Below are 20,788 nucleotides of genomic sequence, written 5' to 3' on the forward strand. Positions count from 1 at the left end.
CGTGATGAGTCCCGTCCTCGGTGAGGACGGCGTCGGGCGCTGCCCGTGGGCCGGCGGTCCAGGCCCGATGCGCGACTACCACGACACCGAGTGGGGCGAGCGCGTCCACGGCGAGGCGGCCCACCTGGAGCGGCTCACGCTGGAGGCGTTCCAGTCGGGGCTGTCGTGGTCGACGATCCTGGCCAAGCGGCCGGCGTTTCGCGAGGTGTTCCGCGGCTTCGACGCCGACGCCGTCGCGGCGTTCACCGACGCGGACCAGGCACGGCTGATGCAGGACGCGCGGATCGTGCGCAACCGCCTCAAGGTCGCGGCCGCGGTCACCAACGCCCGCGCCACCGTCGCGCTGCGTGACGCCGGTGGGTTGGAGGAGTTCGTCCTCGGCTTCGCGCCGGAGTCGGCGCCGGCGTACGGCGCCACCGTGTCAGCGGAGTCGGTCGCCCTCTCCAAGGCGCTCAAGAAGCAGGGGTTCGTCTTCGTCGGTCCGACGACGATGTTCGCCCTCATGCAGGCGATCGGGCTCTTCGACCCGCACCCGCCGGGGTGCTTCCGGCACGGCGCCGGCTGACTGTTCGTCAAGGTATGCAGCCGAATGCGCACTCCCCGTGCGGAGTTCCGCCCGGGGAGTGCAGTTCCGTCTGCATACCTTGCTGAACAGGCGCTCAGCGCAGCGCGGCCGCCTCGGCGGCGAGCGCGGTGATGCGGTCCCAGTCGCCGGAGGCCAGGGCGTCGCGGGGGGTCAGCCAGGAGCCGCCGACGCAGCCGACGTTCGGCAGGGCGAGGTACGCCGGCGCGGTGCCCAGGCCGATCCCGCCGGTGGGGCAGAACCGGGCGTCGGGGAGGACCGTGGTGAGCGACCCGAGATAGCCGGTCCCGCCCGAGGCCTCGGCCGGGAAGAACTTCATCTCGCTGTAGCCCGCCTCCAGGACGGCGAGGGCCTCCGACACGGTGGCCGTGCCGGGCAGGAACGGCAGCCCGGTGTCGCCCATCGCGGCCAGCAGCGACGGCGTCGCGCCGGGGGAGACGAGGAACTGCGCGCCCGCCTGCGCCGCCTGCCGCGCGCGGGCCGGCGTGGTCACGGTGCCGGCGCCGACGACGACCTCGGGCACCTCGGCGGCGATGGCGCGGATCGCGTCGAGGCCGGCCTCGGTGCGCAGCGTCAGCTCGACGATGCCGATCCCGCCGGCCGCGAGCGCGCGGGCGAGTGGCACGGCCTGGTCGACGGCATCGACGACCACGACCGGGATGACCGGGGACAGTGAGAGCAGGTCACGCGACAACGGGGGCCTCCTGGGCCGCGATGAGGGGAAAGACGGACGCGCCGGTGTCGGCGGACCCCACACTGGCACGGAACGCGGCGAACAGCTCCCGACCCGTGCCGGTCCACTCTCCGCCGAGCGGCGCGCGGCCGGTCGACGGCCGGCGGTCGAGCTCGGCCGGGTCCACGGCGATCGACAGCGTGCCCGCCACCGCGTCCACCGTCACGACGTCGCCCGAGCGCACCCGCGCCAGCGGACCACCCAGGGCGGCCTCGGGGGTGACGTGGATGGCGGCGGGCACCTTTCCGGACGCGCCCGACATCCGGCCGTCGGTGACGATCGCGACCCGTTGGCCACGGTCCTGCAGCGCGCCGAGGGCCGGGGTGAGCTTGTGCAGCTCGGGCATCCCGTTCGCGGCCGGCCCCTGGTAGCGCACCACGGCCACGAAGTCGCGACCGTCGAGCGCGCCGTCGGCGAAGGCGGCCAGCAGGTCGGCCTGGTCGTCGAAGACCAGCGCCGGCGCCGTGACGACCTGATGTTGGGGCTTGACCGCCGAGGTCTTGATGACGGCGGTCCCGAGCGGCCCGTGCAGCACCCGCAGCCCGCCGTCGGGGGAGAAGGGAGCCTCCACGGGCCGCAGCACCTCGAGGTCACCCGACATGGCGGGGCCGTCCACCCACACCACTCCCGGCTGGGTCGCGGTGGCGCCGAGTCCGGCCCCCGGCTCGGAGGCCAGTCGCGGCTCGGTCATGTAGCGCGAGAGCCCGCGCCCCATCACCGTCAGCACGTCCTCGTGCAGCAGCCCCGCTGACAGCAGGGTCCGGACCAGGAAGCCCACGCCGCCCGCGGCGTGGAAGTGGTTCACGTCGGCCTCGCCGTTGGGATAGATCCGCGCCAGCAGCGGAACCGCGGCCGAGAGGTCGGCGAAGTCCGCCCAGGTCAGCGCGATGCCCGCCGCCCGGGCGATGGCGACCAGGTGCAGGGTGTGGTTGGTGGAGCCGCCGCTGGCGAGCAGCGCGACGCAGGCGTTGACGACCGCCCTCTCGTCGACGAGCTCCCCGATCGGGACCGCCTCCTGCGCCAGCGCCAGCTCGGTGACCCGGGCCGCCGCCGCGCGGCTCAGCGCGTCGCGCAGGTCGGTGTCGGGGTTGGTGAACGACGCGCCCGGCAGGTGCAGCCCGAGCACCTCCATCACCAGCTGGTTGGAGTTGGCGGTGCCGTAGAAGGTGCAGGTGCCGGCGGAGTGGTACGACGCCGCCTCGGCTGCCAGCAGCTCCTCGCGGTCGGCCCTGCCCTCGGCGTACCGCTGCCGCACGCGGGCCTTCTCGCCGTTCGGCAGGCCCGAGCGCATGGGGCCGGCCGGGACGAACACGGTCGGCAGGTGGCCGAACGACAGCGCGCCGATCATCAGGCCGGGCACGATCTTGTCGCACACCCCGAGCATGAGGACGCCGTCGAACATGTCGTGGGAGAGCGCGACGGCCGCGGACATCGCGATGACGTCGCGGCTGAACAGCGAGAGCTGCATGCCGTCGCGGCCCTGGGTGATGCCGTCGCACATCGCGGGCACGCCACCGGCGACCTGCGCCAGGCCGCCGGCGCGGACCACCGCCTGCTTGAGCAGCGGCGGGTAGGCGCCGTACGGCTGGTGGGCCGAGAGCATGTCGTTGTAGCTGGTCACGATCGCGACGTTGGGCTTGGCCTGCCGGCCGAGCACCTGCAGCTCGCGCTTGACCTCCGGCTCGGCGGCGGCGAAGCCGTGGGCGAGGTTGCCGCACGCCAGCCCGGCGCGGGCCGGCCCGGTGAGCGCCTGCTCCCGGGCGGTGCGGATCCGGGCGAGGTAGGCCGCCCGGGTGGGGGCGCTGCGCTCGACCAGGCGGTCGGTGACGGCCTGGATGACGGGGTGGGTGCTCACTGTTCGGTCTCCTGCCAGGAGCGGCCGTCGCGCTCGATGAGCGTGAAGGCGGCGGTGGGGCCGGCGGCGCCGGCGGGGTAGCGCTTGGGCGGTAGGCCGCTCTCGGCCCAGTGCGCCAGGATCGGCTCGCACCACGCCCACGCGGCCTCGACCTCGTCACGTCGCATGAACAGCGTGGGGTTGCCGCGCATCACGTCCATCAGCAGCCGCTCGTAGGCGTCCGGCGAGCGCTGCCCGAACGCCGCGGCGTAGTTGAGGTCCAGCGACACCGGCCGCAGCCGGTAGCCGCCGGGTCCCGGCTCCTTGGCGGTCAGGTGCAGTCGCATGCCCTCGTCGGGCTGGACCTGGATGTGCAGCCGGTTCGGTGCGGTCACGCCGCCGCGCGGCACGGCCTGCGGGAAGACATTGTGCGGCGGCTCCTTGAACACCACCACGATCTCCGAGGAGCGACGGTCCATCCGCTTGCCGGTGCGCAGGTAGAACGGCACGCCGGCCCACCGCCAGTTCTGCACCTCGGTGCGCAGAGCGACGAAGGTCTCGGTGAGGCTGTCGCTGGTGACCTCCTGGTCGTACGACGGCACCGGCTCGCCCTCGACCAGGCCGGCGCCGTACCGGCCCCGCACGGTGTCGCGGTCGACGTCGGCCGCCGTCATGGGCCGCAGCGCCTGGAGCACCTTGAGCTTCTCGTCGCGGACGTCCTCCTGGGCGACCTGGATCGGCGGCTCCATCGCGACCAGGCACAGCAGCTGCAGCAGGTGGTTCTGCACCATGTCCCGCAGCGCGCCGGCGCGGTCGTAGTAGCCACCCCGACTGCCGACGCCGATCGTCTCGGCGACGGTGATCTGGACGTGGTCGATCCAGTGCGAGTTCCAGACCGGCTCCAGCAGCGTGTTGGCGAACCGCGTGACCAGCAGGTTCTGCACGCTCTCCTTGCCGAGGTAGTGGTCGATCCGGAAGATCTGCGACTCGTCGAAGACCTCGCCGACCGCGTCGTTCACCGCACGCGCCGAGGCCACGTCGTGGCCGATCGGCTTCTCGAGCACGACCCGGGCGGGGTGGGCCGTCAACCCGCCCTCGGCCAGCCGTCGGCAGATCGTGCCGAACAGCGTCGGCGCGACCGCGAGGTAGTGGACCCGCACGGTGGCGTCGACGTGGGGACGGTCCTTCAGCAGGCCGTGCAGCGCGTGCCAGCCGGTCGGGTCGGTGAGGTCGAGGCTGACGTGGTGGAGCCGGCCGAGCAAGCGGCGCAGGACGCCAGCGTCCAGCTCGGCCCCCACGTCGACGATGTGGGTCTCCAGCGCGCGGGCGACCTCGTCGCGGTACCCCTGGTCGTCGAGGTCGGCCAGCGAGACGCCGATGATCCGGCAGTCCGCCGGCAGCCGGCCGTCCCGGCCGCAGTGGTAGAGCGCGGGCAGCAGCTTGCGCAGGGCGAGGTCGCCGGTGCCGCCGAAGACGACGAAGTCGCAGCTCTCGGGAAGCTGGACGGCCGTGGCGGAAGGAGAAGCCATGCCACAACGCTGTCATCTTCTTTGGATCGTTACAAGCCGTACTTGCGTCTTTTCTGGACCTAAGCACTCCTAGACTGGCGTCATGCCCGACCTCTCCACCGCCGGTGATCTGCTCGAGCTCGTCCGCTCCGGCAGGGCGCACACCCGCAGCGATCTCCAGCGCCTCACCGGCCTGTCCCGCACCGCGGTGGTCTCGCGCGTGCACGCCCTCGTCGAGGCCGGCCTGCTGCTGTACGGCGAGGAGCTGGCCTCGACCGGCGGTCGACCGCCCGGCGCGCTGGTCTTCAACCAGGACGCCGGGATCGTGCTCGCCGTCGCCATCGGCCGCAGTCGCAGCCAGCTGGCGGTCTTCGACCTCGACGGCCGCGAGCTGGCCGGTGACACCCGGGACCACGTCGTCGGCCTCGGCGCGGAGGACCTGATGGCGCAGGTCGTCGAGCGGTTCCGCGCCATGCTGGCCGGCCTCGGCGCGGTGCCGCGGGTGGTCGGCGTCGGGCTGAGCCTGCCGGGCATCGTCGACCCGGTCCGGCTGGTCAGCGTGGACTCCCCGGTCATGGGTGGCTGGGACGGGGTCGAGCTGGCGCCGTACTTCGCCGAGCTGCCCGGCTGTGAGCACGCGCCGGTCTTCCTCGCCAACGACGCCGACGTGCTGGCGCGCTCGGAGCTGTTCGGCACCGGCGTCACGCTCCGTGACGCGCTCGTCGTCAAGGCGTCGACCGGCCTCGGCATGGGCGTCATCGCCGACGGCAAGATCCTCGCCGGCCACCTCGGCGCCGCCGGCGAGATCGGCCACACCCGCATCGACGGCAACGACCGGCCGTGCCGCTGCGGATCGGTGGGGTGCCTGGAGACGCTGGCCGGCGGCTGGGCCCTGGTGAACCGGCTCAACGCCTCGGGCGTGGAGGCCGGCCACGTCCGCGACCTGGTGGCCTTCGCGCTCCAGGGCGACGCGATCGCCCGCAAGCTGCTGCGCGAGAGTGGCCGTCACCTGGGCGAGCTGCTCGCCGTCGCCATCAACCTGCTCAACCCGCAGGCGGTCGTCATCGGTGGCGACATGGGCGCCGCCTTCGAGATCTACACCGCCGGCGTGCGCGAGAGCGTCTACGCCCGCTCCACCGCGCTGGCCACCCGCGACCTGCAGTTCCTGCCGGCGGCGCACGGCGACTCCGCCGGCCTGGTCGGCTGTGCCGCCCTGGCCATCGACAACGTGCTCAGCCCGGCGGCGGTCGACGCCCACCTCGCCACGCTCTCGGCGTGAGGCCTCCCGCGGCGGGGCTGCCGCACGCCCTACGGTTGCCGCATGAGCCGAGTGAACGCCTTCGCCGACGACGCCCTGGGTGACGACGACGCGGTCGGGCTGGCCCGGCGGCTGGCCGCCCGTGAGGTCTCGGCGGCCGAGCTGCTCGAGGCCGCCATCGCGCGCATCGAGCGAGTGGACCCCGAGCTGAACGCCGTCGCGGTCCGCGACTACGACCGGGCGCGGCGCGCCGTCCCCGCCGCCGGGGCGTTCCGCGGCGTCCCGACCCTGATCAAGGACAACGTCGACGTCGCCGGTCTGCCGACCCAGCAGGGTGCGGACGCCTTCGTCGCCCGGCCCGCCCGCGGCAACGGCGACATGGCGCGTCTGTTCACGGCGAGCGGGCTCGTGCCGCTCGGCAAGACGCGGCTCTCGGAGTACGGCTTCTCCGCCGCCGCCGAGCATCCCCGCCTCGGCGCCGTCCGCAGTCCCTGGGACACCGACCGGATCGCCGGGGCCTCCTCCTCGGGCGCCGGCGCCCTCGTCGGTGCCGGGGCGGTCCCGCTCGCCCACGGCAACGACGGCGGCGGCTCGATCCGGATCCCGTCCAGCGTCAACGGCCTGGTCGGCCTGAAGCCCTCCCGCGGTCGGCTGCCGCTGGACCCGATGAACCGCCGCATGCCGTTGCGCATCGTCGTGGACGGCGTGCTCACCCGAAGCGTGCGCGACACCGTCGCCTTCTACCGCGAGGCCGAGCGGATCGCACCGGCGGCCGGCCTCCCGCCGATCGGCGAGGTGTCCGGTCCACTCGGCCGACGGCTGCGGATCGCGGTCGTGACCGAGGCGGCCGGGCGCAGCGCCAGCCCCGAGGTCACCGAGCTGACGCTCAAGACGGCCGGCCTCCTGGAGGGCCTCGGCCACACCGTGGAGCGGACCCCGCCGCCGGTGCCCGAGACCATGCGCGACGACTTCGTCCTGTACTGGTCCTTCCTCGCGCTGATGATCGTGCGCACCGGCCGCCTGCTCGGCCCGACGTGGGACTCCCGCCGGCTGGACAACCTCACGCTCGGCCTGGCCCGGCACGCCGGCCGGAACCTGCACCGGCTGCCGACGGCGCTGCGCCGGCTGCGGCGTACGACCGCCCTCTCGGCCGAGTTCCATGCGACGTACGACGTCGTGCTGATGCCGACCGTCGCCCACGAGACCCCGCTGGTCGGGCACCTGGACCCCACCCAGGACTACGCGACGATCATGGACCGGCTGATGGACTGGGTGGCGTTCACGCCGTGGCAGAACGTCACCGGCGACCCCGCGATCTCGCTGCCGCTGGCGACCACCGCCGGCGGGCTGCCGCAGGGCATGATGCTGGGGGCGGGACTGGGGCAGGAGGCCCTGCTGCTCGGCCTCGCGCTGGAGCTCGAGGAGGCCGTCCCGCCCGCCTCGATCCGAGGCTGAGGCCGGCTTGCGAGCGACGAGACGACCTCGATTTCGCGTTCCGCGCCGGGATCTGTAATGTTCTCGCTCGTTGCCCCCTTAGCTCAGTCGGCAGAGCGACTCCATGGTAAGGAGTAGGTCTACGGTTCGATTCCGTAAGGGGGCTCTGATGGCGAGAGCTCAGGCCCCGGACACGGGACCCGAGCACCTCGTCACGAGGCGGGGTAGCTCAGGCGGTTAGAGCGCACGACTCATAATCGTGAGGTCGCGGGTTCGATCCCCGCCCCCGCTACCGCGCATCAACTCAGACCAGCAATAAAGGACTTCCCGTGGCCAGCAAGAGCAGCGACGTTCGCCCGAAGATCACTCTCGCCTGCGTTGAGTGCAAGGAGCGGAACTACATCACGAAGAAGAACCGTCGGAACGACCCCGACCGGCTCGAGCTCGCGAAGTTCTGCCCGCGCTGCCGCAAGCACCAGGCGCACCGCGAGACCCGCTGACACCAGCACCCGACTTCTGCCGTCGACCCGCCCGGATCTCCGGGCGGGTCGACTGCATTTCCCGCGGGTCTGCCGGTTCGGCGGACCGGGCGGTAACCGTTAGCGTCGCCGGCATGGACGCCTCCGTCGTCGACCGCGCCTTCGCGCCGGTCGGGCCCTACGTCGTCAGTGCCGCCAAGGTCGCGGAGTTCGCCGCCGCCACGCGGTGGCCGGGCGAGGGCGTGCCGCCGACCTTCCCCATCCTGTTGCTCAACGACGCCATGCTGGCGTTCCTCGCCGACGTCGGCGCCTCCCTGGAGCGCATCGTCCACGGCGAGCAGCGCTTCGCCTACCGTCGGCCGCTGGCGGTCGGTGACGAGCTGACCGCGACGCTCCGGGTGGCCTCGCTGCGCACGCTCGGCGGCGCCGACGTCGTCGGCACGGTGTCGACGATCACCGACGCCGCCGGCGAGGTCGTGTGCGAGGCCAAGGCGACGCTGGTGCACGGCGGAGGTGCGGCATGAGCGGCCCGGTCGAGGGCCTTGAGCCGCAGCGGTTCACCCTCACCCGCGCCGACCTGGTCCGGTACGCCGGCGCGTCGGGTGACCTCAACCCGATCCACTGGTCCGACCGCGTGGCCGGCGCGGTCGGCCTTCCCGGCGTCATCGCCCACGGCATGCTGACGCTCGGCCTGGTCGGCTCGGCGGTCGCCACCTGGACCGGTCGGGCGGAGGTCGTCGAGCTCGGCGCGAAGTTCACCGCGCCGGTCGTCGTACCCGACGACGACGAGGGGGTCGTGGTCGAGGTCGCGGCCACCAAGGTGACCCGGGACAATGGACTCATGACGATCGCGATGGAGGTCCGCTGCGGCGACGCCAAGGTGCTCGGCATGCCCAAGGCGGTCGTGCGTGCCTGACGGGACCATCCGGCTCGCCGACCACACGACGCTCCGGCTCGGTGGACCCGCCCGACGCTGGGTGACGGCCGTGTCGGCCGAGGAGCTGACCGCCGCGGTCGCCGAGGCCGACGCGGCCGGCGAGCCGGTGCTGGTCCTCGGAGGCGGCAGCAACCTCGTCGTCGCCGACGAGGGGTTCGCCGGGACGGTCGTCGAGGTCGCCACCACCGGTGTCCGGGCCGATCACGACAGTGACCATGGGGCGGACCCGACCTGCGGCGGTGCGATGGTCACCGTCGCCGCGGGGGAGACCTGGGACGACCTGGTGGCGCGCGCCGTCGAGCACGGCTGGGTGGGCGTGGAGGCGCTCTCCGGCATCCCCGGCACGGTCGGCGCGACGCCGATCCAGAACGTCGGCGCCTACGGCCAGGAGGTGTCGCAGACCATCGCCCAGGTCCGCGTGTGGGACCGGGTCCTGCGCGGCGTGCGCACGTTCGCCAACGCCGACTGCCGGTTCGGCTACCGGACCTCTCGCTTCAAGCAGGACCCCGCCCGCCACGTCGTCCTCGACGTCACCTTCCAGTTCCGCATCGGGACGCTCTCGGCCCCGGTCGCCTACGCCGAGCTGGCGCGCGCCCTCGACGTCGAGGTCGGGCAGCGGGCGCCGCTGGCCGACGTCCGCGAGGCCGTGCTCGGGCTGCGCCGCGCCAAGGGCATGGTCCTCGATCCTGTCGACCACGACACCTGGAGCGCCGGCTCGTTCTTCACCAACCCGGTGGTCGAGCCCGACCGCGTGCCGGTCGGCGCGCCGGCGTACCCGCAGGCCGACGGCACGGTGAAGACCTCCGCCGCCTGGCTCATCGAGCGCGCCGGATTCGGCAAGGGCTACCCCCATGACGCAGCGGGCCCGGTCACCCTGTCGACCAAGCACACCCTGGCGCTGACCAACCGCGGCGGGGCCCGCACGGCCGACCTGCTCGCGCTGGCCCGGGAGATCCGCGCCGGGGTCGAGAAGGAGTTCGGGATCCGGCTGGAGAACGAGCCGGTCCTGCTCGGCGTCGACCTCTGAGTCCCGCCTCCGGCCCGGACGTCATGGGCCCGGACGTCATACGGTCCGGCTGCTGGGGCCACCACCTCGTATGACGCCCCCGCTCACCGGGCGAGCAGCAGCAGGACCTCGTGGTGGTCGGTGTGGGGGAACATGTCGAGCAGCCGGCCCGAGACCGGCCGCAGCGACGGCATGGCGGCGAGGTCGCGCGCCAGCGAGTCGACGTTGCACGAGGAGTAGACGACGTGGCTCACCCCCGACGCCTCCAGCCAGCCGGCCAGCTCGGGACCGATGCCGCGACGCGGCGGGTTCACGACGACCAGGTCCGGAGCCTCGCCCCTCGCCAGCGCGTACGCCGTCGCGTCGCCCGCCAGGAACTCCGCCTCGGACAGCCCCAGCTCGCCCGCGGTGATGGTCGCGCTCTCGACCGCCTGCTCGCTGCTCTCCACGCCGACGACGCGGACGCCCTCGCGCGCGAGGTGGAGCCCGAAGCCGCCGACGCCGCAGTAAAGGTCCCACGCGCTCGTCGCGCCGACCGAGCCGGCCAGGTCGACGGCGTGCCGGTAGAGCGCGGCAGCGACGTCGGTGTTGGTCTGGAAGAACGACTGCGGCCGCAGGTGCAGGCCCAGTCCGTTGACCTGCATCGTCAGGGTGTCGCCGTGCAGCGGGACCTCCTCGGGCCCCTCGAGCACGGCCTTGTGGTCGGGCTGCAGGTTCGCCGAGGCGACCGCCACCGGCAGCTCGCCCAGCAGCACCGGGAGGTGCTTGCGGAGCCGGGGCAGCGCCTCGCTCGAGCGCAGCACGAACCGAACCATCAGCTCGCCGTCCGGCGACTCCGTGACCAGCAGGTGCTTGAGCTCGCCGCGTCGCTCCGGCACCGAGTACGGCGTCAGGCCGGCCGCTCCGATGAACCGGGCGAGCGCCGGCAGGGCCGCGGTCAGGCCCGGAGCGTGCAAGGGGCACTCGCGGAGGTCGACCCCGCCCCCACGCGGGTCGAGGATTCCCAGCGTGGGCTCGGCCGTCGTCCCGGCGACGACCATCTTCGCCTTGTTGCGGAACCGCTCCTGCGCGCTGGCGACCGGCGGACGCCACGGCAGGGCCGGTAGGGCGGTCGCGACCCGCTCCTGCTTCGCGGTCAGCTGGTCGGCGTACGGCCGCTCCAGCCAGCGGCAGGAGCGGCAGACCGCGGCGTCGTAGTAGTGGCAGTCCACCCGCTCAGGCGGCGGTGCCGTCGAGCTCGTAGGTGTCGAAGCTGGCCTCGTTGGCGATGCCGACGACGACGAACACGATGATCGCGATCATCACCAGCAGCGCGAGCGCGAGCAGCACGGTGCCGACGATGCCGAGGATCATGCCGGCCTGGGCGTTGCCCCGGCCACCGAGCCGACCCTGGGCCTGGTCGATGCGGCGCTTCGCGCGGGCGCCCATCACCCAGGCGACCGGCGAGCCGAGGAAGCCGATGCCGCACAGCATGCCGACCCCGAGGGCGACGATGCCGACGATGAGCGAGGTCTGGGCGCCCGGGTCGTCCGGCACCCGGTAGCCGCCGTAGGGCTGGCCGCCGTAGGGCTGCTGGTACTGGTCCGGCTGCGGCACGTAGGGCTGCTGCCCGTAGGGATTGGTGGGCTCGGTGGGCTGCTCGTGCGGCGGGACGTGCCCGGGCGGGGGCGGCCAGCCGGACTCGTGGGTCGGCGGCTGCTGCGGCTCGGGCTGCTCGGGCCCGCCGGGGTGGGTCATGGCGCCCATTGTGTCAGGCGGTGTCAGGGCGCGGTCAGTCGGCGAGCCAGGCGTCGATCGCGGCGCAGATCTCAGCCTTCGTCGACTCCGGCGCCGCGGAGGCCCGCACCGACATCCGCGCCAGCTCGGCGAGCCGGTCGTCGCCCAGGTCGTGCGCGGCCCGCATGGCGGCGTACTGGCCGTGCAGACGCGACCCGAACAGCAGCGGGTCGTCGGCGCCCAGCGCGACCGTCACCCCGGCCTCCAGCAGGAGGGGGAGCGGGACCTCGCTCAGGGAGGAGTAGACGCCGAGCGCGACGTTCGAGGTGGGGCAGACCTCGAGCGCCACGCCGGCCGCCGCGACCCGCGCCAGGACGGCGGGGTCCTCGGTGCTGCGGACGCCGTGCCCGAGCCGCTGCGCGTGCAGCGCATCCAGACAGGTCCGCACGTGGTCGGGACCGCGCAGCTCCCCGCCGTGCGGCGCCAGCAGCAGGCCGGCCCGCTCGGCGATCCGGAACGCCGGGGCGAAGTCGGCCGTGGTGCCGCGCCGCTCGTCGTTGGACAGGCCGAAGCCGACCACTCCCTTTCCTGGGCCCAGTCCGGCGTACTGGGCGGCCAGCCGGGCCAGCGTCCGGGCGTCCATGGGGTGGCGGGTGCGGTTGGCGGCGATGACGACCGCCATCCCCAACCCGGTCGCCCGCGAGGCGTCGGCGACCGCGTCGAGCACGAGCTCGGTGACCGCCGTGATGCCGCCGAAGCGGGCGGCGTAGCCCGACGGGTCGACCTGGATCTCGAGCCAACGGCCGCCGTCGGCCACGTCGTCCTCGGCGGCCTCGCGCACCAGCCGGCGTACGTCGGCCTCGGTCCGCAGCACCGACCGCGCGACGTCGTAGAGCCGCTGGAACCGGAACCAGCCCTTCTCGTCGGCCGCGCTCAGCTGCGGCGGCCACTCGGCCACGAGCTGCTCGGGCAGCCGGATCCCGTCGCGCTCGGCGAGCTCGAGCAGGGTGGCGTGGCGCATCGACCCCGTGAAGTGCAGGTGGAGATGCGCCTTCGGCAGCGCGCGGAGATCACGCACTCAGGCGAACAGCTTCTGCAGCCGCGTGATGCCTTCGACCAGGTCGTCGTCGCCCAGGGCGTAGGAGAGTCGCAGGTAGCCGGGGGAGCCGAACGCCTCGCCGGGCACGACGGCGACCTCGGCCTTCTCGAGGATGTACTCGGCCAGGTCGGCCGAGCTGTCGATCCTGCGGCCGTCGTACTCCTTGCCGAGCAGGCCCTTGACCGACGGGTAGGCGTAGAACGCGCCCTGCGGCGTCGGGCAGTAGACGCTGGCGATCTCGTTGAGCATGCCGACGATCAGCTTGCGCCGGCGGTCGAAGGCGGCGTGCATCTCCTGCACCGCGGAGAGGTCGCCCTCGAGCGCGGCGATGGCCGCGCGCTGCGAGACGTTGGCGACGTTGGAGGTCGCGTGCGACTGCAGGTTCGTGGCGGCCTTGACGATGTCGGCGGGGCCGATCATCCAGCCGACCCGCCAGCCGGTCATGGCGTACGTCTTCGCGACGCCGTTGAGGACGACAGTGTGGTCGGCGAGCTCGGGGCACAGCACGGGCAGCGAGCCGGTCTCGACGCCGTCGTAGAGCAGGTGCTCGTAGATCTCGTCGGTGACGACCCACAGGCCGTGCTCGGCGACCCAGGCGCCGATCGCGCGGATCTCGTCGGCGGTGTAGACCGAGCCGGTCGGGTTGGACGGCGAGACGAACAGCAGGATCTTGGTCTTGTCCGTGCGCGCCGCCTCGAGCTGCTCCACGGTGACCTTGTAGTCCTGGGTCTCGTCGGCGAACACCTCGACGGGCACGCCGCCGGCGAGCCGGATGCACTCGGGGTACGTCGTCCAGTACGGCGCGGGCAGCAGCACCTCGTCGCCCGGGTCGAGCATCGCGGCGAAGGCCTCGTAGACGGCCTGCTTGCCGCCGTTGGTCACGAGCACCTCGGCGGGGGTGACCTCCAGGCCGGAGTCGCGCTTGGTCTTCGCGACGATCGCGGCCTTTAGCTCCGGCAGCCCACCTGCGGGGGTGTAGCGGTGGTTATTCACGTCATAGCACGCGGCGGCCGCCGCCTCGACGACGTAGTCCGGCGTCGGGAAGTCCGGCTCGCCGGCGCCGAACCCGATGACGGGACGCCCTTCGGCCTTGAGTGCCTTGGCCTTCGCATCGACCTTCAGCGTCGCCGACTCGGCGATCGCTCCGATGCGCTGGGACACACGACGGTCACGGGGGCCACGGGGGGACGTCATGGTCCCAACTGTATCGGCCGCCGACCGAGGTCACGGATCGGTTTTGGCGCGGGGGCGTGGGACCCGTAGACTCCATCACTGGTGGATTTCCCACATGATGTCGTGCGCCCTGAATCGGGTCCATGGAGTCATGAGTCCATCGGAGGGCACTAGCTCAACTGGCAGAGCATCGGTCTCCAAAACCGAAGGTTGGGGGTTCAAGTCCCTCGTGCCCTGCAAGACGAAGAACGAGGAGAGGCACCGACCATGTCGGACAGCAAGGCGGCCCCCGCGCCCAAGCGGGAACCCCAGCGCCCCGCGCGCACCGGCCCGGCCACGTTCTACCGGCAGGTCATCGCTGAGCTGCGCAAGGTCGTCTGGCCGACCCAGCAGCAGCTGACCACCTACTTCATCGTCGTGCTCGTGTTCGTCCTCGTCGTGATGGCGATCGTCTCGCTCCTGGACCTGGGACTGGGCCGGCTGTTCTTCGAGATCTTCGGCGGACGCGACTGACGACGACGGGGCCCGGCCCCGTCTGACAACTGATTCTTCGAAGGTATGGAGCGCAAGCGTGTCTGAGCAGGACTACTCGGCCCAGGTCGAGGTCGACGAGACCCTCGACGAGCCGGTCACCGGCGACGTGGCTGACAACCTGGATGCCGCCCTGGACGCCGACACCGGCGAGGCCGGCGAGGTCGAGGCCGCCGACGCCACCGACGAGAACGACCCGCTCGAGGCGTTCCGCCGCGAGCTGTTGACCAAGCCTGGTGACTGGTTCGTCGTGCACACCTACTCCGGCATGGAGAACCGGGTGAAGTCGAACCTCGAGAACCGCATCATCTCCCTCAACATGGAGGACTACATCCACGAGATCGTGGTCCCCACCGAGGAGGTCGCGGAGATCAAGAACGGCCAGCGCAAGCTGGTCAAGCGCACCGTGCTGCCCGGCTACGTCCTGGTCCGCATGGACCTCACCGACGAGTCCTGGGCGGCGGTGCGTCACACCCCGTCCGTCACCGGCTTCGTCGGCCACAGCCACCAGCCGGTGCCGCTCTCGCTCTCCGAGGTCGAGTCGATGCTGGCGCCCGCGGTCCTGGCCAAGGCCGAGGCGGAGGCCGCCGCCGCCGGTACGCCGGTCGCCGCCGGCACCGCCACCGCGACGGCGAAGAAGCCGGTCGAGGTCGCCGACTTCTCCGTGGGCGACTCCGTCATGGTCGTCGACGGCCCGTTCGCGACGCTGCACGCCACGATCACCGAGATCAACGGCGAGTCGCAGCGCCTCAAGGCGCTGGTCGAGATCTTCGGCCGCGAGACCCCGGTCGAGCTCAGCTTCAGCCAGGTTCAGCGCGTCTGAGCGGCCGGCGCTTGCGCCGGCCGGTCAGAAGTCCGCGCGAGGTCGAGTAGCGCCACGGCTGAGGAACGAAGCCGTGACGCGCGTATCGAGACCAGAGGAGTCGCGCGATTTCGACAGTCCGCGGTGAAACCCGGACAATAGCCAGGTTGCTCGGCTCCACAGAGCAGCACACAGGTGGCAGAGGCCGTCGTACGTCCTCGTCATGACCACGGAAGGAAAGAGAAGGAATGCCTCCCAAGAAGAAGATCGCAGCGCTCGTCAAGGTGCAGCTGCAGGCCGGCGCGGCGACGCCGGCGCCGCCGGTCGGTACCGCCCTCGGTCCGCACGGCGTCAACATCATGGACTTCTGCAAGGCGTACAACGCCCAGACCGAGTCCATGCGCGGCAACGTCATCCCGGTCGAGATCACGATCTACGAGGACCGGTCCTTCACCTTCATCACGAAGACCCCGCCGGCCGCTGAGCTGATCAAGAAGGCCGCGGGCCTGTCGAAGGGCTCCTCGACCCCGCACAGCGACAAGGTCGGCAAGCTGACCAAGGACCAGCTGCGCGAGATCGCGACCACCAAGCTCCCCGACCTCAACGCGAACGACATCGACGCCGCGATGAAGATCGTCGAGGGCACTGCCCGCTCCATGGGCGTCACTGTCGACTGACAACGTGGGAGGGCCGCGCTGGCCCGCTGACCACATCTCCTGAAAGACGAAGAGGACCATCATGCAGCGCAGCAAGACCTACCGCGCGGCGAGCGAGACGTTCGACAAGAACACCGTCTACGCCCCGCTCGAGGCGATCAAGATCGCCAAGACCGCCAGCAAGAAGAAGTTCGACGAGACCGTGGACGTCGTCATGCGGCTCGGCGTCGACCCCCGCAAGGCCGACCAGATGGTGCGCGGCACCGTCAACCTCCCGCACGGCACCGGCAAGACCGCTCGCGTCCTCGTGTTCGCGAACGCGGACAAGGCCGAGGCCGCCCGTGAGGCCGGCGCCGACTTCGTCGGTGGCGACGAGCTCATCGAGAAGGTCGCCGGCGGCTGGCTCGACTTCGACGCCGTCGTCGCGACCCCGGACATGATGGGCAAGGTCGGCCGCCTCGGCCGCGTGCTCGGTCCGCGCTCGCTCATGCCGAACCCGAAGACCGGCACCGTGACGCCGGACGTGGCCAAGGCCGTGTCCGACATCAAGGGCGGCAAGATCGAGTTCCGCGTGGACCGTCACGCCAACCTCCACTTCATCATCGGCAAGGCCTCGTTCTCCGAGACCCAGCTCGCCGAGAACTACGCCGCGGCGCTGGAGGAGGTGCTCCGTCTCAAGCCGGCCAGCTCCAAGGGCCGCTACGTCAAGAAGGTCACCGTCTCCACGACTATGGGCCCCGGCGTCCAGGTCGACCCCAACCGCACGCGCAACGTCGCGAGCGAGGACGACCAGGCCTGACCCGCTCAACGGACCGCACACCGGGGCCCCTGCCGATTTGGCAGGGGCCCGGTGCGTCCGTAGAGTTCTCCACGAACCAGAGACCGCCGGTTGTGACTCCGCCAGGAGTGACCGAAGGTGCCGCGGAAGCGGACGGCCAGCGCAGGTGTCAGAGCAGCGACGTACGTCGCGATCCACGCCCTGAGCCCTGCGCTCGGGGCGTTCGTCATTTCGTGGCCGAGCGCGGGGGTCTCGCCCCACGGAAGAAGGAGACCCATGGCGCGGGCAGACAAGCAGGCCGCCGTCGCCGAGATCGCTGACGAGTTCAGCGCCTCGGTCGGTGCCGTGCTGACCGAGTACCGCGGTCTCACCGTCAAGGAGCTGAAGGACCTCCGACGCTCCCTCGGTGCGAACGCCGACTACGCCGTGGTCAAGAACACGCTGGCCAAGATCGCCGCCAAGAACGTCGGCATCGAGAGCTTCGACGACCTGCTGACCGGCCCGACCGCGATCGCCTTCATCAAGGGCGACGTCGTCGAGGCGGCCAAGGGTCTGCGTGACTTTGCCAAGGCGAACCCGAACCTTGTCATCAAGGGCGGGGTCTACGAGGGCAAGCACCTCGACGCTTCCGAGGTGGCCAAGCTGGCCGACCTCGAGTCGCGCGAGGTGCTCCTGGCCAAGCTGGCCGGCGCGATGACCGCGTCGCTCTCGCAGGCGCTCTACGTCTTCAACGCCCTCCCCTCGAAGGCCGCGCAGCTCGCTGCCGCCCTGCAGGAGAAGGCCGCGAACGACCCCACGATCCTCGCAGGTGGTGCTGGCACGCCGGCTGCCGCCGAGGAGGCTGCAACCGAGGCCCCTGCCGAGGTTGAGGCGACCGAGACCGAGGCGCAGGCCCCGGCCGAGGAGACCACGACCGAGGCCTGACGGCTGAGGCTCACCACCTGAAACCCCGGTCGGCCGGCATGTGCCGGCCAGCCACACTGAAAGGACAAGCCATCATGGCGAAGCTCACCACCGACGAGCTGCTCGACGCGTTCAAGGAGCTCACCCTCATCGAGCTCTCCGAGTTCGTGAAGGCCTTCGAGGAGACCTTCGGCGTCACCGCCGCCGCTCCGGTCGCCGTTGCCGCCGCCCCCGCCGCCGGCGGTGCCGCTGGCGACGCCGCCGGCGACGCTGCCCAGGACGAGTTCGACGTCGTCCTCGAGAACGCCGGTGACAAGAAGATCAACGTCATCAAGGAGGTGCGCGCGCTCACCAGCCTGGGTCTCAAGGAGGCCAAGGACCTGGTCGAGGCCGCCCCGAAGACCCTCCTCGAGAAGGTCAACAAGGAGACCGCGGACAAGGCGAAGGAGGCCCTCGAGGCCGCCGGCGCCACCGTCACGCTCAAGTGAGACGCGCCGGGGTGAGCCCGGCGCAGCTTCTCCGCCCAGGGGCGGCCACCGACACGGTGGCCGCCCCTGGCGCATTTGCTGGCGGAAGTTCCCCAACATTGGCACGATGCCCGCACGCATGAAGTCGGGCGTACGGGGAACCGGTGGCGGCTCCACGTGACGCGCGCCTCATCAGGGCCGTAACTTCTCCTCCGGGAGGCCGTTGTAACCCATCGGATGGGAGCGCATCACGTCGGTGATCGTCTCGGCAACGGACAGGGGAGCAGGCCGCATGGGTGTGGACATCAAGATCGAGCACCTCACGAAGAGCTTCGGCAAGCAGCTCATCTGGGGCGACGTCTCCCTGACGATTCCCGCGGGCGAGATCTGCGTGATGCTGGGTCCGTCCGGGACGGGCAAGTCGGTGTTGCTGAAGACGTTGATCGGGTTGCTGAAGCCGGATGCGGGCTCGGTGATCATCGAGGGCACGGATCTGGTGTCGTGCTCGGAGAAGGATCTCTATGAGATCCGCAAGCTGTTCGGGGTGCTGTTCCAGGACGGCGCGATGTTCGGGTCGATGAACCTCTACGACAACGTGGCGTTCCCGTTGCGGGAGCACACGAAGAAGTCGGAGTCGCAGATCCGCGACATCGTGATGGAGAAGATGGACCTGGTCGGTCTGCTGGGTGCGGAGGACAAGCTGCCCGGTGAGATCTCGGGCGGGATGCGCAAGCGCGCGGGGCTGGCTCGGGCGCTGGTGCTCGATCCCGAGATCGTGCTCTTCGACGAGCCCGACTCCGGCCTGGATCCGGTCCGCACGGCGTTCCTGAACCAGCTGATCGTCGACCTCAACGCCCAGATCGACGCGACGTTCCTGATCGTCACCCATGACATCAACACGGCGCGGACGGTGCCGGACAACATCGGGCTGCTCTATCACAAGCATCTGGCGATGTTCGGTCCCCGGGAGATGCTGCTGTCGTCGGAGGAGCCGGTGGTGCGGCAGTTCCTCAACGCTCAGCGGGTGGGTCCGATCGGGATGAGCGAGGAGAAGGACGCCGACCAGCTGGCTGCGGAGAAGGACATGGACCTGCCGCCGCTGCCGCCCATCCCGCTGCAGCTCGAGCCCTCCAACGGCATCCCGCGCCGCAGCCAGCGGCCGCCCGGCGAGTGGTGCCGGCAGCACGGAGTCACGCCGCCTCCGGGCTCGTTCGTGCCCGACTCCGTGCTCGTCGGGGGAGCCAGGGGGGTCTGAGCCGAGCCATGGCAACCCTCACTCCCGCCAGAGCGCTCGCGCCCGTCGGCGCCGCAGGCAAGTTCTTCGCCTTCGGCCTCGACGTCGGTCGCGGCCTGTTCCGACGCCCGTTCCAGTTCCGCGAGTTCATCCAGCAGGCCTGGTTCATCGCGTCGGTCACCATCGTCCCGACGGCGCTGGTCGCCATCCCGTTCGGCGCGGTCATCGCCCTCCAGGTCGGTGGGCTGATCAAGCAGTTCGGCGCGCAGTCGTTCGTGGGCTCGGCCTCGGTCCTGGCCGTCGTACGCGAGGCCGGGCCGATCGCCACGGCGCTGCTGATCGCCGGCGCCGGCGGCTCGGCGATCGCGGCTGACCTCGGCGCCCGCAAGATCCGCGAGGAGCTGGACGCCATGATGGTGCTGGGCATCGACCCGATCCAGCGCCTCGTCGTCCCGCGGGTGCTCGCCTGCATGCTCGTCTCGGTCTTCCTCAACGGCCTGGTGAGCGTGGTCGGCGTGGCCGGTGGCTACGTCTTCAACGTGCTCATGCAGGACGGCACACCGGGCGCCTACCTAGCGAGCTTCACCGCGCTGGCCCAACTGCCCGACGTGTGGCAGGGCCTGGCCAAGGCGCTCGTGTTCGGGATGATCGCCGCCGTCGTCGCCTCCTACAAGGGGATGAACGCCGGCGGCGGACCCAAGGGGGTCGGTGACGCGGTCAACGAGTCCGTCGTCATCACCTTCATGCTCCTGTTCGTCGTCAACTTCGTGATGAGCGCGATCTACTTCCAGCTCGTCCCACCGAAGACAGGATGAGGGCGATGGCTGGACTGGACTCCGTCAAGGCTGCCTACGAGAAGCCGCTGCGCTCCCTGGACCGACTGGGCGAGCAGCTCTCGTTCTACCTGCGTGCCATCGCCTGGACGCCGCGCACCGTGCGGCGCTACAAGAAGGAGATCGCCCGGCTGCTGGCCGAGGTCACGCTCGGTTCCGGCGCCCTCGCGGTCATCGGCGGCACGGTCGGCGTCATCGTCGCGATGACGTTCTTCACCGGCACCGAGGTCGGGCTGCAGGGGTACGCCGCGCTCAACCAGCTCGGCACCGCCGCGTTCTCCGGCTTCGTGTCGGCCTACTTCAACACCCGCGAGATCGCGCCGCTGGTCTCCGGCATCGCGCTCGCCGCGACCGTCGGCTGCGGCTTCACCGCCCAGCTCGGCGCGATGCGGATCTCCGAGGAGGTCGACGCGCTCGAGGTCATGGCGGTCCCGTCGCTGCCGTTCCTGGTGACGACCCGGATCATCGCCGGCCTCATCGCGATCGTGCCGCTCTACGTGCTGGGCCTGCTGTCGTCGTACTTCGCGACCCGGCTCACCGTCACCGGGGTCTTCGGCCAGAGCCCCGGCACCTACGACCACTACTTCAACGCCTTCCTGCCGCCGGGCGACGTGCTGTGGTCCTTCGGCAAGGTGCTGGTCTTCGCGGTCGTCGTGATCCTCATCCACTGCTACTACGGCTACACCGCCACGGGCGGTCCCGCGGGGGTCGGCGTCGCGGTGGGTCGCGCGGTGCGCACCAGCATCGTGGTCATCAACGTCCTCGACCTGTTCCTGTCGATGGCCATCTGGGGCACGACGGCGACCGTCAGGCTGGCGGGGTGA

General features: G+C 71.4%; 23 protein-coding genes and 3 tRNA genes. 19 read left to right on the forward strand and 7 right to left on the reverse strand.

Annotation, left to right across the window (positions count from 1 at the left end; translation table 11 throughout):
* The first annotated feature begins 4 nt into the window (after nucleotides 1–4).
* Nucleotides 5–565, forward strand: coding sequence for a DNA-3-methyladenine glycosylase I (locus tag VGE38_RS06495; protein WP_414690895.1), 561 nt, complete (start codon nucleotides 5–7; stop codon nucleotides 563–565).
* A 94-nt stretch (nucleotides 566–659) separates the two neighbouring features.
* Here the strand turns inward: VGE38_RS06495 and VGE38_RS06500 are convergent, their stop codons facing one another.
* From VGE38_RS06500 to zwf, 3 genes are read right to left on the reverse strand one after another with little or no spacing between them, the layout of a single operon-like run.
* Nucleotides 660–1,277 carry a bifunctional 4-hydroxy-2-oxoglutarate aldolase/2-dehydro-3-deoxy-phosphogluconate aldolase gene (locus VGE38_RS06500; protein ID WP_331141722.1) on the reverse strand — a complete coding sequence of 206 codons (618 nt, stop codon included), beginning with the start codon at nucleotides 1,275–1,277 and terminating at the stop codon, nucleotides 660–662.
* On the reverse strand, nucleotides 1,267–3,171 hold the full coding sequence (edd, locus tag VGE38_RS06505; RefSeq protein ID WP_331141723.1) for a phosphogluconate dehydratase: 1,905 nt from the start codon (nucleotides 3,169–3,171) through the stop codon (nucleotides 1,267–1,269). The genes VGE38_RS06500 and edd overlap by 11 nt, the downstream gene beginning before the upstream one ends.
* Nucleotides 3,168–4,679, reverse strand: a complete 1,512-nt coding sequence (zwf, locus tag VGE38_RS06510; RefSeq protein ID WP_331141724.1) for a glucose-6-phosphate dehydrogenase — start codon at nucleotides 4,677–4,679, stop codon at nucleotides 3,168–3,170. The genes edd and zwf overlap by 4 nt, the downstream gene beginning before the upstream one ends.
* An 82-nt stretch (nucleotides 4,680–4,761) precedes the next feature.
* Between zwf and VGE38_RS06515 the strand changes: the two genes are divergently transcribed.
* The 8 genes from VGE38_RS06515 to VGE38_RS06550 all read left to right on the forward strand — a co-directional run bounded on the left by VGE38_RS06515 (nucleotide 4,762) and on the right by VGE38_RS06550 (nucleotide 9,793).
* On the forward strand, nucleotides 4,762–5,937 hold the full coding sequence (locus tag VGE38_RS06515) for an ROK family protein (protein WP_331141725.1): 1,176 nt from the start codon (nucleotides 4,762–4,764) through the stop codon (nucleotides 5,935–5,937).
* A 42-nt stretch (nucleotides 5,938–5,979) separates the two neighbouring features.
* Complete coding sequence (locus VGE38_RS06520; protein WP_331141726.1) at nucleotides 5,980–7,371, forward strand: amidase; 1,392 nt, start codon at nucleotides 5,980–5,982, stop codon at nucleotides 7,369–7,371.
* Nucleotides 7,372–7,443: 72 nt separating this feature from the next.
* A tRNA-Thr gene (locus VGE38_RS06525) sits at nucleotides 7,444–7,516 on the forward strand.
* Between the two features lie 52 nt (nucleotides 7,517–7,568).
* A tRNA-Met gene (locus VGE38_RS06530) sits at nucleotides 7,569–7,642 on the forward strand.
* Between the two features lie 37 nt (nucleotides 7,643–7,679).
* Nucleotides 7,680–7,850 carry a 50S ribosomal protein L33 gene (gene rpmG / locus VGE38_RS06535; RefSeq protein WP_017932999.1) on the forward strand — a complete coding sequence of 57 codons (171 nt, stop codon included), beginning with the start codon at nucleotides 7,680–7,682 and terminating at the stop codon, nucleotides 7,848–7,850.
* A 113-nt stretch (nucleotides 7,851–7,963) separates the two neighbouring features.
* Nucleotides 7,964–8,353: an FAS1-like dehydratase domain-containing protein gene (locus VGE38_RS06540; protein ID WP_331141727.1), complete on the forward strand. Its 390-nt coding sequence runs from the start codon at nucleotides 7,964–7,966 to the stop codon at nucleotides 8,351–8,353.
* Nucleotides 8,350–8,745, forward strand: coding sequence for a MaoC/PaaZ C-terminal domain-containing protein (locus tag VGE38_RS06545; protein WP_331141728.1), 396 nt, complete (start codon nucleotides 8,350–8,352; stop codon nucleotides 8,743–8,745). The genes VGE38_RS06540 and VGE38_RS06545 overlap by 4 nt, the downstream gene beginning before the upstream one ends.
* Entirely contained in the window at nucleotides 8,738–9,793 is a 1,056-nt protein-coding gene (locus VGE38_RS06550; protein ID WP_331141729.1) for a UDP-N-acetylmuramate dehydrogenase, read from the forward strand. Before VGE38_RS06545 ends, VGE38_RS06550 begins: the two co-directional genes overlap by 8 nt.
* An 83-nt stretch (nucleotides 9,794–9,876) precedes the next feature.
* Here the strand turns inward: VGE38_RS06550 and rlmC are convergent, their stop codons facing one another.
* From rlmC to VGE38_RS06570, 4 genes are read right to left on the reverse strand one after another with little or no spacing between them, the layout of a single operon-like run.
* On the reverse strand, nucleotides 9,877–10,983 hold the full coding sequence (rlmC, locus tag VGE38_RS06555; protein WP_331141730.1) for a 23S rRNA (uracil(747)-C(5))-methyltransferase RlmC: 1,107 nt from the start codon (nucleotides 10,981–10,983) through the stop codon (nucleotides 9,877–9,879).
* 4 nt (nucleotides 10,984–10,987) lie between these two features.
* On the reverse strand, nucleotides 10,988–11,509 hold the full coding sequence (locus tag VGE38_RS06560) for a DUF4190 domain-containing protein (RefSeq protein ID WP_331141731.1): 522 nt from the start codon (nucleotides 11,507–11,509) through the stop codon (nucleotides 10,988–10,990).
* Between the two features lie 34 nt (nucleotides 11,510–11,543).
* A complete protein-coding gene (locus VGE38_RS06565) occupies nucleotides 11,544–12,566 on the reverse strand; it encodes an adenosine deaminase (protein ID WP_331141732.1) in 1,023 nt (340 codons plus the stop codon).
* Nucleotides 12,567–13,781: a pyridoxal phosphate-dependent aminotransferase gene (locus VGE38_RS06570; RefSeq protein WP_331141733.1), complete on the reverse strand. Its 1,215-nt coding sequence runs from the start codon at nucleotides 13,779–13,781 to the stop codon at nucleotides 12,567–12,569.
* Nucleotides 13,782–13,924: 143 nt separating this feature from the next.
* Here VGE38_RS06570 and VGE38_RS06575 point away from each other — a divergent pair.
* The 10 genes from VGE38_RS06575 to VGE38_RS06620 all read left to right on the forward strand — a co-directional run bounded on the left by VGE38_RS06575 (nucleotide 13,925) and on the right by VGE38_RS06620 (nucleotide 20,788).
* Nucleotides 13,925–13,997: transfer RNA gene (locus VGE38_RS06575), tRNA-Trp, on the forward strand.
* 30 nt (nucleotides 13,998–14,027) lie between these two features.
* Nucleotides 14,028–14,273, forward strand: coding sequence for a preprotein translocase subunit SecE (secE, locus tag VGE38_RS06580; protein WP_331141734.1), 246 nt, complete (start codon nucleotides 14,028–14,030; stop codon nucleotides 14,271–14,273).
* Nucleotides 14,274–14,295: 22 nt separating this feature from the next.
* Nucleotides 14,296–15,114 (forward strand): transcription termination/antitermination protein NusG, encoded by an 819-nt coding sequence (gene nusG, locus VGE38_RS06585; protein ID WP_414690896.1) that lies wholly within the window; start codon nucleotides 14,296–14,298, stop codon nucleotides 15,112–15,114.
* 227 nt (nucleotides 15,115–15,341) lie between these two features.
* The gene (gene rplK, locus VGE38_RS06590) at nucleotides 15,342–15,770 is read left to right on the forward strand and encodes a 50S ribosomal protein L11 (RefSeq protein ID WP_331141736.1); all 429 of its coding nucleotides are present in this window, start codon (nucleotides 15,342–15,344) and stop codon (nucleotides 15,768–15,770) included.
* 61 nt (nucleotides 15,771–15,831) lie between these two features.
* Nucleotides 15,832–16,548 carry a 50S ribosomal protein L1 gene (gene rplA, locus VGE38_RS06595; RefSeq protein WP_331141737.1) on the forward strand — a complete coding sequence of 239 codons (717 nt, stop codon included), beginning with the start codon at nucleotides 15,832–15,834 and terminating at the stop codon, nucleotides 16,546–16,548.
* A 255-nt stretch (nucleotides 16,549–16,803) separates the two neighbouring features.
* Nucleotides 16,804–17,451, forward strand: coding sequence for a 50S ribosomal protein L10 (gene rplJ, locus VGE38_RS06600; protein WP_331141738.1), 648 nt, complete (start codon nucleotides 16,804–16,806; stop codon nucleotides 17,449–17,451).
* 74 nt (nucleotides 17,452–17,525) lie between these two features.
* Complete coding sequence (rplL, locus tag VGE38_RS06605) at nucleotides 17,526–17,918, forward strand: 50S ribosomal protein L7/L12 (protein ID WP_331141739.1); 393 nt, start codon at nucleotides 17,526–17,528, stop codon at nucleotides 17,916–17,918.
* A gap of 271 nt (nucleotides 17,919–18,189) precedes the next feature.
* Entirely contained in the window at nucleotides 18,190–19,152 is a 963-nt protein-coding gene (locus tag VGE38_RS06610; RefSeq protein ID WP_331141740.1) for an ABC transporter ATP-binding protein, read from the forward strand.
* Nucleotides 19,153–19,160: 8 nt separating this feature from the next.
* Nucleotides 19,161–19,946, forward strand: coding sequence for an MlaE family ABC transporter permease (locus VGE38_RS06615; protein ID WP_331141741.1), 786 nt, complete (start codon nucleotides 19,161–19,163; stop codon nucleotides 19,944–19,946).
* Between the two features lie 5 nt (nucleotides 19,947–19,951).
* Entirely contained in the window at nucleotides 19,952–20,788 is an 837-nt protein-coding gene (locus VGE38_RS06620) for an MlaE family ABC transporter permease (RefSeq protein ID WP_331141742.1), read from the forward strand.

The organism is Nocardioides sp. (assembly GCF_036405735.1).
Classification (GTDB): domain Bacteria; phylum Actinomycetota; class Actinomycetes; order Propionibacteriales; family Nocardioidaceae; genus Nocardioides.

What these genes read in the sequence shown, in the direction of transcription:
- secE (WP_331141734.1), top strand. Translation starts at nt 14,028, where the DNA reads ATGTCGGACAGCAAGGCGGCCCCCGCGCCCAAGCGGGAACCCCAGCGC.
- rplK (WP_331141736.1), top strand. Translation starts at nt 15,342, where the DNA reads ATGCCTCCCAAGAAGAAGATCGCAGCGCTCGTCAAGGTGCAGCTGCAG.
- VGE38_RS06560 (WP_331141731.1), bottom strand. Translation starts at nt 11,509, where the DNA reads ATGACCCACCCCGGCGGGCCCGAGCAGCCCGAGCCGCAGCAGCCGCCG.
- VGE38_RS06610 (WP_331141740.1), top strand. Translation starts at nt 18,190, where the DNA reads ATGGGTGTGGACATCAAGATCGAGCACCTCACGAAGAGCTTCGGCAAG.
- rplA (WP_331141737.1), top strand. Translation starts at nt 15,832, where the DNA reads ATGCAGCGCAGCAAGACCTACCGCGCGGCGAGCGAGACGTTCGACAAG.
- VGE38_RS06515 (WP_331141725.1), top strand. Translation starts at nt 4,762, where the DNA reads ATGCCCGACCTCTCCACCGCCGGTGATCTGCTCGAGCTCGTCCGCTCC.
- VGE38_RS06495 (WP_414690895.1), top strand. Translation starts at nt 5, where the DNA reads ATGAGTCCCGTCCTCGGTGAGGACGGCGTCGGGCGCTGCCCGTGGGCC.
- VGE38_RS06520 (WP_331141726.1), top strand. Translation starts at nt 5,980, where the DNA reads ATGAGCCGAGTGAACGCCTTCGCCGACGACGCCCTGGGTGACGACGAC.
- VGE38_RS06620 (WP_331141742.1), top strand. Translation starts at nt 19,952, where the DNA reads ATGGCTGGACTGGACTCCGTCAAGGCTGCCTACGAGAAGCCGCTGCGC.
- rplJ (WP_331141738.1), top strand. Translation starts at nt 16,804, where the DNA reads ATGGCGCGGGCAGACAAGCAGGCCGCCGTCGCCGAGATCGCTGACGAG.
- zwf (WP_331141724.1), bottom strand. Translation starts at nt 4,679, where the DNA reads ATGGCTTCTCCTTCCGCCACGGCCGTCCAGCTTCCCGAGAGCTGCGAC.
- VGE38_RS06545 (WP_331141728.1), top strand. Translation starts at nt 8,350, where the DNA reads ATGAGCGGCCCGGTCGAGGGCCTTGAGCCGCAGCGGTTCACCCTCACC.
- VGE38_RS06615 (WP_331141741.1), top strand. Translation starts at nt 19,161, where the DNA reads ATGGCAACCCTCACTCCCGCCAGAGCGCTCGCGCCCGTCGGCGCCGCA.
- rplL (WP_331141739.1), top strand. Translation starts at nt 17,526, where the DNA reads ATGGCGAAGCTCACCACCGACGAGCTGCTCGACGCGTTCAAGGAGCTC.
- VGE38_RS06570 (WP_331141733.1), bottom strand. Translation starts at nt 13,781, where the DNA reads ATGACGTCCCCCCGTGGCCCCCGTGACCGTCGTGTGTCCCAGCGCATC.
- VGE38_RS06540 (WP_331141727.1), top strand. Translation starts at nt 7,964, where the DNA reads ATGGACGCCTCCGTCGTCGACCGCGCCTTCGCGCCGGTCGGGCCCTAC.